Source organism: Microcoleus sp. B13-B6, from assembly GCF_036705405.1.
Classification (GTDB): Bacteria; Cyanobacteriota; Cyanobacteriia; order Cyanobacteriales; family Microcoleaceae; genus Microcoleus.
In genome coordinates, this window is record NZ_JAUBUJ010000108.1 from 13,017 (window position 1) to 27,986 (window position 14,970).

Below are 14,970 nucleotides of genomic sequence, written 5' to 3' on the forward strand. Positions count from 1 at the left end.
AACAGGGGCGAAAAGGCACAAAACAGGTAAAACAAAAGTCGATCGGGCAAAGTAAGTTGGCCGAGGACTAAAAATATGGTGATGGGTGAGATACAATTGACCTGTTCTGAACCAAGAATTGGTCAACATCACAACTATCCTGTAGAAGTCTGAAGTTGAGAATCTCAGGGTTGTCGAGGAGCGGGAGCAAACAGAAAACTATGCCTCAAAAAGTAATCGCCAAACAGATGTCTTTGGAATCAGCGTCAGAGCCGATCGCCGTGAGGGCGACGGTGGAAACAGTGCCAGCCGAAGCAGTGGCAGTAGAGTCCTACGCAGATCGGTTGATGGACGAACTGTTTGAAGGAGTCGATGGAGCATTCGACGGTAGCGGCGGACTGCCATCGGAACCCGTGCAGCCAGAATTCGTGGCGCTCAAGTCGATCTCGGTACCTCAAATAGTTTTGTCGCAGTTGGCACCCCCCCAGCCACCGCGGGGCGAAAAAGACGTAGAAGCGATCGCCCGCCAAGTCGCCCTAGAAACAACCAAAAAACAGCAGTCCAAACAATCATTCGACAGAATCCTGCTGGGAGCAGCCTGTGGGTCGCTGCTGCTAGTCATGGGGTTATGGCTCGCAAGCAGGTCGGGACTCGTGCGCTTGCCCGCCACCCCCGCACCAGAGAGGTCGGTAGCAAGTGGCAAAACAGCACCAGACACCCCGTTTGTGGAATACGTGCAGCGCTCGCTAGAAGCGATCGAACAAAAAAAAGCACCCCAAGCTAACCCGCAACTTGCAGGAGTTCCCGGAGCCCCCACCCCAGGGACGCTGCCGAGCATTCCAATTTCCGGCGCGCCACCGGCAACAGCAGGTCTTTCGACAGCAGTCAACCGCATCGCTGATGCCCTAGAACAAGCCGGCGCGCAGCCGGGAGCACCAGCACCCCAAGTCGTAGTCATCCCTCCCCCCGCTCAGGTGACTGTGGCTCCGCCTGCTCAGGTGGCTGCTGCTCCGGCTGCTCCGGCTGCTCCGGCTGCTCCTCAAACCGGGGCAGTTTCCCCCTCGCCTGCTGCTCCAGCCTCCGGTCGTGCGATCGCCGCTGCGGGCAATCGAGAGCCCGTCGCCGCTTCCCCTTCCCCCTCGGAGTCTCCCCAGCCAAAGATTTTGGCTCGCGAAACCGAACCGGCACCAGCGCCCGCAGCCGCCCAGCAATCTGCGCCCGCGCCCGAGCAATCGGCACCAGCAGTCAGCAGCGCCCCGACTTCCGCCCACACGCTGGTAGGGATTTTGGAGTTGGGCGATCGATCTGCTGCTTTGTTTGAAGTAGACGGCGTAGCCCGCAGAATTTATGTCGGCGAAAGCATCGGCGCTAGCGGTTGGACGCTGGCAGAAATCAAAAATCAAGAAGCAGTTATCCGCAAGGGAGGAGATGTGCGATCGGTTTTTGTCGGCCAAAAGTTCTAATCAGTCATCAGTTATGAGTCATTAGTCCTCAGTCATTAGTTATGACTTAGGTCATCGGTAATCAGTAATGGGCAGCGATCGGGCTGTATATCACGAGCAGTGAAAAAAGTTATAATATAGGAACCGCCAAGACGTTCTTAATTGCTGAAACCATTGCTCTTATTGCTTCTTCCTTCTATCCGTTAAATCGCTTCCCCAATTCGTTACCGAACTTTCTTCTGCTATAACTAACAACTCAGGATCGATAATCAATCTCCAGTGACTAAGAACCAATGACTAATAACTAATGACCAATGACTAATGACTCATAACAGATGACTGAGGAATTATAAAAAATGGGCTTATTTGATGATTTCAGCCGCTTTCTAGAAACCCGATTAGAAGAATTTTTGCGTAGCAATCCCCATCTGGAATTGCAGGCAATAGAAGAACAACTGAAGGAACAAGAAGAAGACACTCTGCGGCTGATTCTCGATATCCAAAAACAAGAGAAAAAACTGCAAGCCGAAATTCTCTCGGCCGCCCAAGAAATTCAGCGCTGGAACGATCGCATCAACAAAGCTAAAGCTGCTCAAAGGCTCGATTTAGCTCAAGCCGCCCAAGAGCGGCAAGCCGCTTTGCTGCGTCAGGGAAATCAGCGCTGGGGGCAAATGCAAGGCTGCAAAGAACGGATTGAAAAAGCAAAAGAACTGTACCGCCAAATTCAAGTAAGGAGAAAAGAAGTCCGAGCAAAAGCAGCCGAAGCTGCAACTCGCACTACCGCTAAAACAGAGCAAAATTGGGATACAAAGGGTTGGAATCAGAGTTCAAATTATAACAGTTTTAATGCCGCAGATCCTTTAGAAGAAAAGTTTCAACGCTGGGAAGCAGACGAAGAACTCGATCGCATGAAGCGGAATATAGGCAGATAGTTACGAAAGCATCCCAATCCTGTAGGGACGGGTTCACCCGGAACTCGGATTCCTGGTGTAACTATTCGTCAACCCTCCAGACTCTCAGGTATTGCGATCGCTCGTTCAGACTTGATATAATTACCCTTCTAAAATTGTAGGGACAATTAATCAATCATCCCTACAATATTCTCACCTACTTAATTAGGGTTGCATATTTATGGTATAAACAAAAACTCTAATCAAGTAAAAAACCTATGATTTTTCCCGGCTGTCAATCCACAAATCTGACGGGGTGACAACCCCGTCAGGTGAAAAAGACGAATTCTGAATCAAAAAACAGTTTTTTAATTTAAATCGCTGCGGTTATTCACAACGGTTGCTCTGCTTGAGAAGGTGGCTCTTCTGGCAGCGGAATAAACTCTGTCTCTTGAGGAACCTGAGCAAAGCGTCCCTCTCTCCAATCGAGTTTGGCTTGCTCAATGCGCGAGTGCCGACTCGAAACAAAATTCCACCACTTATGGCGCTCACCAACAGGTTCACCGCCAATCACAATACAACGAGCCTTGCCGGAAGCAGAAATGTTTACTTCAGTGCCTGAAGTGAGAACTGCCAACCGATGTTGTTCCAGAGGCACTCCATCGATCATAAGCCCCTCTGTTACGCTGTAAACAGCCTGTTCGCTGTAATGACCCGGTAAGGTAAATTGCTTGCCAGGAGCTAGTTGCACGTCCAGATAAATCATGGGTAAACTACCTACGCTGACGCAAGCGTACAGCGTAGGCTTTCAGTAGCCCTAGAATCAATTGGACAAGCCAACAATTCTGAACCTCCAGGCTGGTTTACACTCAGCCCCACTAAAGCTATCATCAACGAGCCATTATTATCAGCATCCCCAATCCATCCACAAGCTTTATTACTACACTTAAAAGACTTATTGTTTCTGAGTCCAATGTGCAGACAACAATGACAGGTTTGACTGGTATAAGCAGGGTTAACTGCTAGGATCTCAATTCCTTCTTTTATTCCTTTGTATTCGAGAAATTGACGCAGTTGGTAGAAAGCCCAAGAATTAGACCGTCTTCGTTCAGTCTTGTTTCTCGGTTTCTGATTGGTTCTAGCTCGAATACCTGTTAAATCCTCAATAGCAATGAGGGATTGAGATTGCTTGGCTTCGTTAATGATAGCTTTGGATATATTATGGTTTAACCCTGTCGGGGCGACAAGTCACCTATAACGCTGATAGAATAAGCCTCATAGCTCTTATGCCTTGTTGATAATTAGGTAGTTTATGTGGAGACAAAGACATTAATTCAACAACAACCTGCCAATTACTAAACATCGACTCGACCCATGATTCACCCCAAAGTCCAATATAAAAAGTGCTATGACGTGCATATTTTCTGTGATTTTCTGTTTTTCTACTTAGATATTCTTGAACTTGCTTTGACTTAATTTCTATCCCTTGGATTATACTCTTCAAGTATGCTAGTGACAACAAAATTAATAATTTACTCAATCGCTCACCGGTGAGATTAGTCCTTTCTAGGTTATATCCTCCACTCTTAAAGTCTCGCTCACATTTCTTCAATTCCAAATCTTTTTGCATAGGCATCAACTGCTGCTTGTATATCTGCCAAGCTGGTCAGAATATACCAAGGTTCTTCTGTAGTAATATTTCGATATTTGCCCAGCCACTTACCGGCTTTATTAAACCCCTTAATGGGTGCGGTTTTTCTAATTGTTACTTCTTGATTGAAAAAGCTATTTCCTGGCTCTAATCCTAGCAGTTTTAGTTCAGTCCATAACTCCGATTCTGTCGGAAATGCAAACATTCTTTTTTAGTCGTAAACAGAAATCTACTTTCTTCTCCCTGAGCCAATTTGCCAGGGTAACACTACAAAATTCACGATCTCCTAACACGAGCAATTTATAATCTGATAAGGCGGCGAATACTGGCGTTAATACAAATTGTTGATTTTCCAATGTGCTGTTCCCTTGTTTTTCAAGGGCTTTCCAATAAATAGGAATGGCTCTTTTTCGCCAAATCATGCTGACCATCAAAATATTATTTGATTGCCATTTGGTTCGATCTATTGCTAAATATATAACCTTATTTTCTTTGACACTACCTTTAATCCAACCAATCACCAGTGGCAACCAAATATTATCTATACTCCATTCATTCTCTGATAAAAATCTCTGAGATTTTTTTCTACTTTCAAAATTAATAGGTATTGCTAGTTTTGTCGCTATGGTTTCTAATGTGACTTCTTTAATCGATTGCACCACTTGAATCAATAAAATTGTCACTAAGTAATTAGAACGTGTCAGCTTTTCTGACAAATGGGCATGATATAATTCTGGTATCATTTAATTGTTTTTTGGGTAAGAAGCTTTCTTACCCTATCTTTTTTCATGCTATTTGTCTAGAGTTGCCGGACTGTATGACTTTCAGGCGACCTGTCGCCCCGTCAGGGTTTAACCATGCCTGATACCGTCTCTCTCTACCCGATAACCGTTTCAAGATGTTTCTAGCTCTACGTCTAGTTGACAAGAGTGCCTAGAGTAGCTTTCTTTTGGAGAGAAGCCCGAACCCGATTAAATTTATCTCTTTTGTCTTGAATTTCTTTTCCAGACCATGACTTCCCTGTACTGGTTACAGCGATATCGCGTCTGCCAAAATCGACCCCCATGACATGACTGGTTTTCAAAGGGGATGGTACATCATTTTTAACTTGAATATGGATATACCAATCCCCATCTTTATGTTGACATAATTGTGCGGAAATTGGATTTTGACCTGAGAGTTGACCGCGCTGATAATTACTAACTCTCATTGGTATTTTGATTCGTTTTCCCGTGGTACTGATACTAGCTAAATAGCCGTCTTCAATCAAACGGAAAGTACGAGAATCACAGTCAAAACTGGTAGGCTTGAATCCTTTAACTTTTTTGCCTTTATATTTGGCAGTTAAACGATTCGCACCGACTCGCTTCACAAGCTCTAACAACATGATTAGCGGTTAAACCAAAACGCTCTTTAACGTCTTGATAACAAACTGCTTGGATTGAGTTTCTCTCGGTCAAACTCGCCTTAACGTTGTTATTAATATAGTTGCAAGCATCAGCAAACGCCTTGGTAGTATCGTCTAATAATTGACGCTGTTCTGGCGTAGGTTGAAGCTTTACAACTAGGGTTAAGACTTGTTTCATCGACTTTTAAAACTCACGCTTATGAGATGATAGCTTAAAAAGCAGTGCTACGCAAGTCCGAACTTTGTTGGTCGCAATTCCTCTCAACGCTCACCCTATCCGGTAGAGCGTGAGCCTCCTTGCGACATTAAAGGTGAAAATATTTGAACTGGGGAAGTGCGATCGTAGGCATCACCCGCCATTAGGGTGAACGAAACTCTTCTGGTGTGGGGGGCGAATTCTTGTTTGGCATTTGCCAAGTCGGTGTAAAGCTTTTGGATGTCCCAGCCGTTGCTGGCGCGTGCAAATGGTTCTTCGGGTCGATCGAGGGTAGAGGGTATCATTTGCGGCAGTCGCGATCGAGTTCCTAGTCTAATTCCTAACCAAAATCCTAACATTCGCTGTGCGCGATCGGACTGTTTTCACCGCTAATCTATTTTTAACACAGCAAACAGGGGAATGAGTTGCAGGTAGAAAATCCTCTCCTTTACAGTTGGCAAAATAACTATACATCAATCGGAGAAATAGAAAATGCCTGGAATTGCGATCGCCTTATTTTTCATCCTAGGTTTAGTTTTAAGTCTTGTTGGCTATTTTTGGGGATTAGTTCAAGCTTTTGGAGAGGAAACTATTTGGGGAGTGCTTTACTTGCTTGTCCCATTGGCATCATTGGTTTTTTATATCAAAAATTGGAGCAATGAAAAAATCAGAAAAACCTTTTTAATTCAATGTGCTGGATTGCTAATGTTTGTATTGGGAGGCATTACTACTTCAGTATTTTATGGCCAAATTTTTGTAAAAGTCTCTGACTCTGGATCTAATGTAGAGCAGGGGTATAACGAGCAATCGCCCTCTTCTTTGCCTTCTGGTTTCAACACTTCTCCATCACCCTATCAAGAGTTATCTCCTGCTTTCGAGTCAGTTCCTGCTGCCGAGCCATCTCCTGCTGTCGTAGCACCTGTTTCTGAGCCTATTTCTGCTCGTGTTGCTCCTCAAATTTCTGACTTCAAACAATCGATGAAACTCGGCTATATCTAATACGGGCAGGGAGACTATCAAACCGCTTTAATCAATTTTAACAGAGCTTTACAGCAACGTCCAGGCGACGCTTATGCTGTCAAGGCTGTTTACAACACCAAAAGTGCGATCGTCCAAACCAGTGTTAAATAATAATCCGTGCCTGATAAATTGTATACAGCGGATAGATAAGTAATTCACCTTGTTGGTGAAAATCCAAAATTAACTGATGAAAATTCTCACGCGAACACCTACTAAACTAACAATTCAAACTGCCAGCGCCTGGGATGGTTTGCTATTAATTTCTCCCTTCATTGTCATTGGACTATTGCAGATAATTTTAGCATCAAATTGGATAGGTGGAGGTATATTTCTGTTGTTTTCGCTGTCTTTGTTGGACGGCGCGATAGATGAAACATACATTTTTGATAAAACTTTTAGCAAAATGACCATTAAACGACGCGGTGTGTGGCTTCATGATGTTACCGAATGCTCAACTCGCGAGATTTCTGCGGTGGAATTAGAGGAAATAGGAGATAGCGAGGGAAATTGTAGCTATTATGTTGATTTGTGGATGTTAGGGGGCGATATCATCTGTTTAAGAAGCTATTCACTAACAGAACAATACAAAATGGCTGACTTGATTCGCAGCTATATCTCGATTAACGATAATCGCACGCTTAGCAATGTATTTGCCCTACAAATCGGTGAACCCTAGCTATCGCGTAGGCAATCGCCCAAATCCATAACTAAGCTGTTGGGCATTTAAATTTTGTGTTGAGGGCGGGCTTTCGGGCCCAACCCCTACTCCTCACAAGAGTGAAAGTTTATTTGACCATGCAATTTAAATGCTGATTAGCTTAATGATAATTAAGTAGGCACAAATAAACCTGATAATGTAACAAAATGTAAACCTGTTCTCACCAGAGTGATTACTTTCCTACGGCTCGCGAAGCTAAGGTCTCATTCCCATAACATAATTAATATACTTTTAAGATTCATCTACTTTAAATCACGGAAAGCTATCTTAAACCCATCCGCAGGTAAACTCGCGACCTTTGTTGTCGGTCAGACATTTTAGTGCTAACCTATTAGCAATATAAAAGGGGTCATGGCACAGGACGACTTCAAATAATATATAAGTTAACAACTTGGCTGATCGGGGTCAGGAAGTCGATGTGTAGCCTCAATTTTGGAATAAAAGGGTGAGATAAATGAAAATAATCAAGCAAACAGCGAGTGAATTAATAATTCAGACTCAAAGCATATTTGATTTTTGGCTCCCTAGTTGTTTATTCATGGCAGTTGGACTGATATCGCTGACTTTTGACTATCATGCAGCAACCCTGAACTGCCAGCGATTGAAGGCAAAACAAGGAAATTGCCAGATTGTGCGATCGAATTTACTGGGGTCGAACATCAAAGAAATTGAGCTGGCTTCTTTGCGGGGAGCTAAAGTTGAAAGATGCGGCTATAAAACCAGAGTTGTACTTTTGACTTCTGTTGGCACTGTTCCTTTCACTGCTAACTCCACTAATTGGGGAACCCAAGACGCTGTGGCTTCTGACATCAATTTTTTTGTTAAAAATGCAAAAAATGGATTGCTGCGCTTAAGCCAAGAGGATCACTGGTTGGGATGGACAGGAGGCATATTTTTGCTCGCAGGAATCGCAGCGATCGTCTTGAGAAATAATGAAATCTACAGCTTCGATGAAAATTTAAACACCTTGACTGTTAAACAGCGGGGTTTGTTGGCACGTAAAGTAATGGAATACTCTCTGTGCGATATTTATGGTGTGGAAGTCGATCGCACAAAAGATCGGGATCATGACATTTGGTACGAAGTCAGGCTGTTAGCTTGTGGAGGCTCTCGCATCTCCTTACCCCGCACCATGAACCCATACCAGCAAGCAAAAATCGCCAAAGCGATTAACAACTATCTGCACCAGCAAAATCACCAAAAATAGCCGATCGCGATCGACCCGATTTCTCAAGGTTGCGGACTTACGCAGAAACCGGGTTTTTCACCAAAATCTCTTCTAGAGTGCGATCGCTTCCAGTATAAAAACCCGGTTTCTTTGGTATCCAGTGCGAAACTCGCGATTGGGTGGAAACTCATCATCTAAAAAGTGAACAATCGTTCACTTTGTAGGTTCTTTCAACTTCCAACCTGGTTTGACAACTTGCCGGGAACGGGCAATTACTAAACAATCATTCGGCACATCTTCTGTCACCACAGAACCCGCCGCTACAGTAACATCTTCGCCCAAAGTTATCGGTGCAACCAGCACGCTGTTAGAACCAGTTTTACTCCCATCGCCTATTTGAGTTTGGTGCTTGTTTTTTCCGTCATAATTCGCCGTAATTGTCCCAGCACCGATGTTGACTTTTTCTCCCAAAGTCGCGTCGCCTAAATAAGACAAGTGAGCGACATTAGTTCGATCGCCTATTTGAGTATTTTTCAATTCTACAAAATTGCCGACGCGACAGTTCGCCCCAATTTCTGCGTGTCCCCGCAAGTGTGCGTAAGGGCCAACTCGCGAATTTTCAGCAACCATACTGTCAGAAACCACCGAATAAAGCACAGTCACATTTTCCCCAATCTGACTGTTTTCGATCAAACTGCCGGGGCCGATGCGACTACCAGAGGCGATCGAAGTATTTCCCCGCAAGTGAGTTTGCGGTTCAATTACCACATCCGGCTGCAACTCTACGGTATCGTCAATGGTGATGCTGTTGGGATCGAGCAGCGTCACTCCCGCCGTCATCCACTTGTCCTTTATCCGCGTTTGCAAAATATCGCAAGCTGTAGCTAAATGTTTGCGATCGTTAATTCCCAATATTTCTTGATAATCTTCCACATCCACCGCCATCACCGGACTGAGGAAATTTACCGTATCAGTTAGGTAATATTCTTTTTGGTCATTGTCTGCCTTCAATTCTGGCAAAATTTTCTCTAAATCCGGCCAGTGAAAGCAGTAAACACCTGCATTAATTCGGTGATTTTGCTTTTGAGCTTGTGTGCAGTCGCGGTCTTCGACAATTTGCTGGACTAAGTTTTGACTGTCGGTAAATACTCGACCGTATCCTTGGGGATTCGGCAAATTAGCTGTCAATAAAGTAGCAGAGTTTTGGTGCTGTTTGTGAATGGCCATCAATTGTTTGATAGTTTCTGCCCTCAGCAAAGGTACATCCCCATTTAAGACCAGCAAGTCTCCTTGAAATCCCTCTAAGTGAGGCAGCAATTGTTGGATGGCATGACCTGTTCCCAATTGTTCGGTTTGTTCGACAAATTCTAGGGGAGGAGATTGAAGATTTTTCCCTGATATTTCTTGACCTCGAATCAGGGATTCTTTAACGAGTTCGCCTCGATAACCGACGATGACAAGTCGCCTGGTAATTTGAATTTCTTGACAACTTTGGAGGACTCGCTCAACTAGCGATCGACCGCCCAATTCGTGTAGAACTTTAGGCAAGTCAGATTTCATGCGCGTGCCGCGTCCAGCAGCTAAAATTGCTATTGCTACCATTGTGCGATCGAGTTATTTGCTATAAAAACTTGAATATTGACTAACTGATGATATCACTCGCTGTCGGCCGATGGCACTGCGATCGCACAATTTTTTAATCTCAAATCTCACATCCGCGCGATCGAGGATTTTTCCAGGCGGATGCTGGTTGTAGGGGCGATGCTGGCAATATCTGGACTGGCGCGCCCGGTATCAAAAACCTGGTTGCAGCAACAGTATTTGGCGGCTGAGCAAGACGACTTGCATGCCTCACTACAAACCTGAGTTCGTTTGGGGGTAAGGAATGCGAGTCTTTTCCCAAGGGCTGGGAGGGGGAGCGAGAGTGAGAATTTGCATCTTTGGGCTGGGATTTGCCACGATACATTATACTATTTGTTGAATTTCAGTTAGGGTGTTTTCAACTTTAAAAAAACTATTTCTGACTTTTTCATTAATTCTGCCTTCTATAGCAACCGCGCCCGAAGGTTAAGACGTTCTTAATTGCTGAAACATGAGCTATCATATTGCTTCTGACTTCTCTGCTAAATAACTAAAGCCTTCTGACTTCTTCCATCCGTTACATCTGTTACGTAATCCGTTACCGAACTTCCTTCTACCTTCTACCTTCTGCATTATCAGGTGTCCAGCTATGACAGAGCTTAATTTTCAGGAACTTGCCAAGCAGGGAAATCCGCAGGCGATCGCATCTTGGCTTGACAGCCAGTTGCAATCTGAAGGCATCACAGCCTCGGCAAATCTCGACGGCGATTGTTTGGATGTAATTCTTGAGGCCGAGCAAGTACCGAAAGAAGATACATTAGTTGATTTTGTTCGCACCGAGCTGACGAATTTGCAGCCGGATTCGATTCGCAAAGTGAAGGTGGATGGCCGAGAAAGCGGTCAGATTGCTGCTGCTTGGAGTCAAGAGTTTAGTTTGGAGAACAGCACTTTTGAACAACAAAGTTTTGCAGGAGAAGCTGTACCAAATACTGCTGTTGCTAATATGGACGATCGCACAGAGATGGAGAGCAATATTGAGGAAGAAAAACCGCCGGAACTTGCTGCTTTTGAGAACCGGCTGCGATCGACTTTCATTGTAGTCGGGCTAGTAACGGGTATGTTGGCGATCGCCGTGGTGGCGTTTGTCGGTAAAATTTTGAACCAGCCAGCAGCAACTGCTGGGAATAATCCCGATGGAACAGCAGATTTAGCAACTGCACCAGATACTTTTCGAGAAGCCGTTAACAGCGCACTCACAGCAGCAGAGTTAGGGCGATCGGCAAAAACCAAGCAAGACTGGACGACAGTTATCGATCGTTGGCAAGAAGCGGTCTCATTAATGAGAAGAGTACCAGTGTCTAGCCCCAACTATCAACTCGCTCAATCAAAAGTAATCGAGTATCAGAAATATCTGCTTTACGCTCAAGAAGCAGCAGTAACTCCCCCTCAGCCAACTCCAACTCCCGCGCCCGCCGAAAAATCACCTTCGGAAAAAGCAACTCCTAAAAAATCAAATTCTGAAAAAAGAGCTTCGGAGAAAGCAACTCCTAAAAAATCTCGTACCGATAAAGCAGAACCAGAGAAAAAAGCTCCTTCCCGATAAATGTTCAAATATTGATGTGAAAAATTATGACTGACAACACTTTAATCGTTTCTCCTGAATGGTTAGCCACCAATACCGACAATCCGCAAGTTGTAATCATTGACTGTCGTTTTTCCCTTGGCGACCCTGAATTGGGACAAAAACAATATCAAGAAAGTCACATTCCTGGAGCTTTCTACTTAGATTTAAACCGCGATCTCGCGAGTTCAGTGGGCAAACACGGCGGTAGACATCCGCTGCCAAATATTGAAGAATTAGCTGATAAATTGAGCGCGATCGGCATTAATTCACCAGAAACTTTAGTCGTCGCCTATGACGATTCGCGACTGGCTTTTGCTGCTCGCTTGTGGTGGCTGCTGCGATATATGGGACACAGCAAAGTCGCTTTGTTAGACGGCGGTTTCAGCGCATGGAAAGCGGCGGGCTATCCGGTAACAAATACTTTGCCCGACCCCCGCGAGGGTAAATTTGTTGCTCACTTGCAGCCGGATTTGGCGGTAGATATTGAGGCGGTAAAAGAGCGTAAAGACTTGCCGGGAAAGGTTTTGGTTGATTCGCGAGAAAGTGAGAGATATGAAGGTTTGCGGGAGCCGATCGACCCCATTGCAGGTCACATTCCGGGTGCGGTTAACTATCCGTGGCAAGGGGTGACGGATGAAACAGGAAAAGTGCGATCGGCCTCGGAACAAAAACACCGGTGGACGGAATTAGAAAAAGCGGAAGAAATCATCGTTTATTGCGGTTCCGGGGTGACAGCTTGCGTTAATTTACTGTCTTTAGAAATCGCCGGAATTCCCGATGCTAAACTTTATGTCGGTAGCTGGAGTGACTGGTGTTCTTATCAGTTGTAGCCTGCAGGAGCGAGATGATTGTTGAGTGTTGACTGTTGACTGTTGACTGTTGACTGTTCACGGCGTCAACCGTCAACCGTCAACCGTCAACATCATGCCGGTGTAACCGGAAATGATATCAAAGCGAAATTCCTCGCTATGAGGACTAATGAGTTCTTCAGTCCTCTTTGAGAGGACTTTAGCTATGAGACAGGGAATTCATTCCCTGGCGGACTGTTGGGTGAGCGGGAGGACTGGCGGACTAAAAGCTTAAGTTGACACTAATAGGTAGCGGGTAATCACTTCCACTGACATCTTGCACCCTTGTCAAGAACAGGCTTTCCGGCCTGTTCCACAAGAAAATCTACTCTTTGTGGAACAGGCCGGAAAGCCTGTTCAGAAGGCGAATTAAACAATACCCTAAAAATCAAAATAAATATAAGGCAAACCGCCTTCGGGAGCCAACAGCCAAACCGCATACAAACAAAGCGGCACTAACACCAATTTCATCGGCCAATTTAACTCCAATTTCAAACCCCGACTCAACGCATAATTCCCCAGCATCGCCACAGCCAAAGCAGCCAACATCCAAGCTAAACTCACTCTATCTAAACCCAAAGCTTCTACATAAACTTTCTCAGCAAACTGCACATCAGCAGTGTGTCCCCACAAATGCGAAATCGCCCATCCAGAATCCTTTAAATCGGGAAGTCGGAAAAATATCCAACTACCAAAAACCATCGCCTGAGTCCACAGCCAACCGATCGCAATACCGATCGGATTTTCCCACAAAAACTCAATCCGCAACCGCTTAAACAGCACATCAGTCAGCCTGTGAACCGCCAAAGCTAAACCGTGTAAACCCCCCCACACAATAAATCCCCAAGCTGCCCCGTGCCAAATTCCCGCAATTAACATCACGATCGACAAATTCAGACAAGTGCGCCACAAACCGACTCGCGAACCGCCCAAAGGAAAATACAAATAATTGCGTAGCCAATCGCCTAAAGTCATGTGCCAGCGTCGCCAAAAATCAGCTATGCTGGCACTAAAATAAGGAAAATCAAAATTTGGTGGCAAGTACCAACCCAGCAGCAAAGCAGTACCGCGCGCCATGTCAACATAGCCACTAAAATCGAGATAAAGTTGCAGCCCGTAAGCCAAAATCGCCAGCCACAAATCCTCGCTACCCGCCCGCTGCAAGTTGGTAAAGCTTAAATCGACATAAATTCCCAAGTTATCTGCGAAAAGACCTTTTTTTACTGCACCAAAGGCGATCGTCCAAAGTCCCTCAGAAATGCGATCGGGCGTCGGAAATTGCTGGGTTTTCAGTTGATAGATCAAGTTGTGATACCGAGTAATCGGGCCGGAAATCAGTTTGGGAAAAAACAACTTGTAAGCAGCAAAGTGCAGCAGCGAAGTAGCAGCAGGCGCGCCTCGGTACACGTCAATCAAATAAGCAATGCACTCAAAGCAAAAGAAACTCAATCCCAGGGGTGCAATGACGTGACTTTTCACCCAGTCAGCCCCGTCGATAGCTACAGGCCAATTTAACAAAGTGCCGATCGAACTCAATAAAAAAGGCACATACTTAAAGCCCAGAAGCAGCAACACATTCAGACAAATGCCTATCCACAGCAGCAACAAACGGCGGCGGTTCCAAGATTCATTAGCAATCCGCCAATCCAGAGGTTCCCCAATCGCCATCGCCAAGCAGTAATTAAACAAAGCACCGACTAACAGCAGAGGAATGTACCAAATTTGCAGCGAAGCATAAAAAATCAAACTACCCGCCAACATGATGAACAGCCGCCACCACCGCAGCGGAACCGACCAGTAAGCCGCGAACAAAACTAACAGAAACAGCGCATATTGAAGGGAGATGAAAGTCATACCATTTTAGATTTTAGATTTTAGATTTTAGAATTGGGAATGGCTTATTTGGTATGGGTTTGGATTACTGGCCTACTGTTGCATTATTTTTATTAATCGAGACTTTGCTAAGAACGAGATTTATCATGGATTTTAGCCGCTCGCCGACACGAAAACAGGCCCTCGGTAAGTCCCTACTATATAGTCGGCAACTGAGAACTGCTACATTTTACAGCACAAAGGTTAAATGCTGTTGCAAATTCAATAAATCTTGTCGTGTATAAATTAACTCTCTTACGAACCATATAAAATTCGGTGAAAAAAATATAATTAGGTTCGCAGCATCGGACTTCTGTTCTCAACAGCTACAATTCCTGATATCGTTTCCCTTCGCATCGCAATAATATTTTTCATCACGATAGCAGGTATTTGACAAGTAGTTCGATCGCATTTAAACCCTTCCAAAACCTCAAATTCGGTCAGATACGCTATGATAATGTCGATAAAAATTGCTTGCGGTTGCTCAAAGAGCAGCCGGGAGCATCTCATATTTGTAAAAATACTTCTTCTGGCTCCTTCCTTCTTCTGGCTCCTTCCTTCTTCTTCTTTCCT

The 14,970-nt window shown here is 44.8% G+C and carries 18 protein-coding genes; 7 read left to right on the forward strand and 11 right to left on the reverse strand.

All coding sequences use genetic code 11. The features are described 5' to 3' along the window. Window positions 1-200 precede the first annotated feature (200 nt). Together QUB35_RS32630 and QUB35_RS32635 are read left to right on the forward strand one after the other, a co-directional pair. Window positions 201-1,442: a hypothetical protein gene (locus QUB35_RS32630; RefSeq protein WP_333146147.1), complete on the forward strand. Its 1,242-nt coding sequence runs from the start codon at window positions 201-203 to the stop codon at window positions 1,440-1,442. Window positions 1,443-1,777: 335 nt separating this feature from the next. Next, window positions 1,778-2,353, forward strand: coding sequence for a TIGR04376 family protein (locus tag QUB35_RS32635; protein ID WP_333146148.1), 576 nt, complete (start codon window positions 1,778-1,780; stop codon window positions 2,351-2,353). Between the two features lie 349 nt (window positions 2,354-2,702). On the opposite strand, the gene QUB35_RS32640 is transcribed toward QUB35_RS32635, so the two are convergent. The 8 genes from QUB35_RS32640 to QUB35_RS32665 form a co-directional block, all read right to left on the reverse strand. Next, window positions 2,703-3,077 carry a pirin-like C-terminal cupin domain-containing protein gene (locus QUB35_RS32640; protein WP_333146149.1) on the reverse strand — a complete coding sequence of 125 codons (375 nt, stop codon included), beginning with the start codon at window positions 3,075-3,077 and terminating at the stop codon, window positions 2,703-2,705. Between the two features lie 11 nt (window positions 3,078-3,088). After that, entirely contained in the window at window positions 3,089-3,529 is a 441-nt protein-coding gene (locus QUB35_RS32645; RefSeq protein ID WP_333146173.1) for a transposase, read from the reverse strand. A 34-nt stretch (window positions 3,530-3,563) separates the two neighbouring features. Next, on the reverse strand, window positions 3,564-3,941 hold the full coding sequence (locus QUB35_RS39300; RefSeq protein WP_445252086.1) for a hypothetical protein: 378 nt from the start codon (window positions 3,939-3,941) through the stop codon (window positions 3,564-3,566). Continuing rightward, on the reverse strand, window positions 3,910-4,167 hold the full coding sequence (locus QUB35_RS39305) for a hypothetical protein (RefSeq protein WP_333411864.1): 258 nt from the start codon (window positions 4,165-4,167) through the stop codon (window positions 3,910-3,912). The genes QUB35_RS39300 and QUB35_RS39305 overlap by 32 nt, the downstream gene beginning before the upstream one ends. Next, a complete protein-coding gene (locus tag QUB35_RS39310; RefSeq protein WP_445252087.1) occupies window positions 4,130-4,705 on the reverse strand; it encodes a transposase in 576 nt (191 codons plus the stop codon). The genes QUB35_RS39305 and QUB35_RS39310 overlap by 38 nt, the downstream gene beginning before the upstream one ends. A gap of 173 nt (window positions 4,706-4,878) precedes the next feature. After that, window positions 4,879-5,349 (reverse strand): hypothetical protein, encoded by a 471-nt coding sequence (locus tag QUB35_RS32655; protein WP_333146150.1) that lies wholly within the window; start codon window positions 5,347-5,349, stop codon window positions 4,879-4,881. Beyond that, window positions 5,294-5,548, reverse strand: a complete 255-nt coding sequence (locus QUB35_RS32660) for a hypothetical protein (RefSeq protein ID WP_333146151.1) — start codon at window positions 5,546-5,548, stop codon at window positions 5,294-5,296. The genes QUB35_RS32655 and QUB35_RS32660 overlap by 56 nt, the downstream gene beginning before the upstream one ends. A 95-nt stretch (window positions 5,549-5,643) precedes the next feature. Beyond that, window positions 5,644-5,925 carry a hypothetical protein gene (locus tag QUB35_RS32665; protein WP_333146152.1) on the reverse strand — a complete coding sequence of 94 codons (282 nt, stop codon included), beginning with the start codon at window positions 5,923-5,925 and terminating at the stop codon, window positions 5,644-5,646. Between the two features lie 133 nt (window positions 5,926-6,058). Here QUB35_RS32665 and QUB35_RS32670 point away from each other — a divergent pair, with 133 nt between their 5' ends. From QUB35_RS32670 to QUB35_RS32680, 3 genes are all read left to right on the forward strand, one after another. Beyond that, window positions 6,059-6,565, forward strand: coding sequence for a hypothetical protein (locus QUB35_RS32670; protein ID WP_333146153.1), 507 nt, complete (start codon window positions 6,059-6,061; stop codon window positions 6,563-6,565). 208 nt (window positions 6,566-6,773) lie between these two features. Beyond that, on the forward strand, window positions 6,774-7,262 hold the full coding sequence (locus tag QUB35_RS32675) for a hypothetical protein (protein WP_333146155.1): 489 nt from the start codon (window positions 6,774-6,776) through the stop codon (window positions 7,260-7,262). A 496-nt stretch (window positions 7,263-7,758) separates the two neighbouring features. Next, a complete protein-coding gene (locus QUB35_RS32680) occupies window positions 7,759-8,511 on the forward strand; it encodes a hypothetical protein (RefSeq protein ID WP_333146157.1) in 753 nt (250 codons plus the stop codon). A 174-nt stretch (window positions 8,512-8,685) separates the two neighbouring features. On the opposite strand, the gene glmU is transcribed toward QUB35_RS32680, so the two are convergent. Continuing rightward, entirely contained in the window at window positions 8,686-10,074 is a 1,389-nt protein-coding gene (gene glmU / locus QUB35_RS32685; protein ID WP_333146159.1) for a bifunctional UDP-N-acetylglucosamine diphosphorylase/glucosamine-1-phosphate N-acetyltransferase GlmU, read from the reverse strand. A gap of 628 nt (window positions 10,075-10,702) precedes the next feature. On the opposite strand from glmU, the gene QUB35_RS32690 reads away from it, so the two are divergent. Continuing rightward, window positions 10,703-11,656, forward strand: a complete 954-nt coding sequence (locus QUB35_RS32690) for a hypothetical protein (RefSeq protein WP_333146161.1) — start codon at window positions 10,703-10,705, stop codon at window positions 11,654-11,656. 26 nt (window positions 11,657-11,682) lie between these two features. Continuing rightward, entirely contained in the window at window positions 11,683-12,507 is an 825-nt protein-coding gene (locus QUB35_RS32695) for a sulfurtransferase (RefSeq protein WP_333146163.1), read from the forward strand. A 399-nt stretch (window positions 12,508-12,906) separates the two neighbouring features. Here QUB35_RS32695 and QUB35_RS32700 read toward each other — a convergent pair whose 3' ends face one another. Both QUB35_RS32700 and QUB35_RS32705 read right to left on the reverse strand, forming a co-directional pair. Next, window positions 12,907-14,379: an MBOAT family protein gene (locus QUB35_RS32700; protein ID WP_333146165.1), complete on the reverse strand. Its 1,473-nt coding sequence runs from the start codon at window positions 14,377-14,379 to the stop codon at window positions 12,907-12,909. Between the two features lie 309 nt (window positions 14,380-14,688). Beyond that, window positions 14,689-14,970: hypothetical protein (locus QUB35_RS32705; RefSeq protein WP_333146167.1), on the reverse strand; the 282-nt coding region annotated here is incomplete at its 5' end.

Bases quoted from the DNA above. Each gene is read 5' to 3' on its own strand.
- QUB35_RS32630 (WP_333146147.1), top strand. From the start codon at position 201: ATGCCTCAAAAAGTAATCGCCAAACAGATGTCTTTGGAATCAGCGTCA.
- QUB35_RS32660 (WP_333146151.1), bottom strand. From the start codon at position 5,548: ATGAAACAAGTCTTAACCCTAGTTGTAAAGCTTCAACCTACGCCAGAA.
- QUB35_RS39300 (WP_445252086.1), bottom strand. From the start codon at position 3,941: ATGCAAAAAGATTTGGAATTGAAGAAATGTGAGCGAGACTTTAAGAGT.
- QUB35_RS32700 (WP_333146165.1), bottom strand. From the start codon at position 14,379: ATGACTTTCATCTCCCTTCAATATGCGCTGTTTCTGTTAGTTTTGTTC.
- QUB35_RS32635 (WP_333146148.1), top strand. From the start codon at position 1,778: ATGGGCTTATTTGATGATTTCAGCCGCTTTCTAGAAACCCGATTAGAA.
- QUB35_RS32665 (WP_333146152.1), bottom strand. From the start codon at position 5,925: ATGTTAGGATTTTGGTTAGGAATTAGACTAGGAACTCGATCGCGACTG.
- QUB35_RS39305 (WP_333411864.1), bottom strand. From the start codon at position 4,167: ATGTTTGCATTTCCGACAGAATCGGAGTTATGGACTGAACTAAAACTG.
- QUB35_RS32655 (WP_333146150.1), bottom strand. From the start codon at position 5,349: ATGTTGTTAGAGCTTGTGAAGCGAGTCGGTGCGAATCGTTTAACTGCC.
- QUB35_RS32695 (WP_333146163.1), top strand. From the start codon at position 11,683: ATGACTGACAACACTTTAATCGTTTCTCCTGAATGGTTAGCCACCAAT.
- QUB35_RS32690 (WP_333146161.1), top strand. From the start codon at position 10,703: ATGACAGAGCTTAATTTTCAGGAACTTGCCAAGCAGGGAAATCCGCAG.
- QUB35_RS32675 (WP_333146155.1), top strand. From the start codon at position 6,774: ATGAAAATTCTCACGCGAACACCTACTAAACTAACAATTCAAACTGCC.
- QUB35_RS32680 (WP_333146157.1), top strand. From the start codon at position 7,759: ATGAAAATAATCAAGCAAACAGCGAGTGAATTAATAATTCAGACTCAA.
- QUB35_RS39310 (WP_445252087.1), bottom strand. From the start codon at position 4,705: ATGATACCAGAATTATATCATGCCCATTTGTCAGAAAAGCTGACACGT.
- glmU (WP_333146159.1), bottom strand. From the start codon at position 10,074: ATGGTAGCAATAGCAATTTTAGCTGCTGGACGCGGCACGCGCATGAAA.
- QUB35_RS32670 (WP_333146153.1), top strand. From the start codon at position 6,059: ATGCCTGGAATTGCGATCGCCTTATTTTTCATCCTAGGTTTAGTTTTA.
- QUB35_RS32640 (WP_333146149.1), bottom strand. From the start codon at position 3,077: ATGATTTATCTGGACGTGCAACTAGCTCCTGGCAAGCAATTTACCTTA.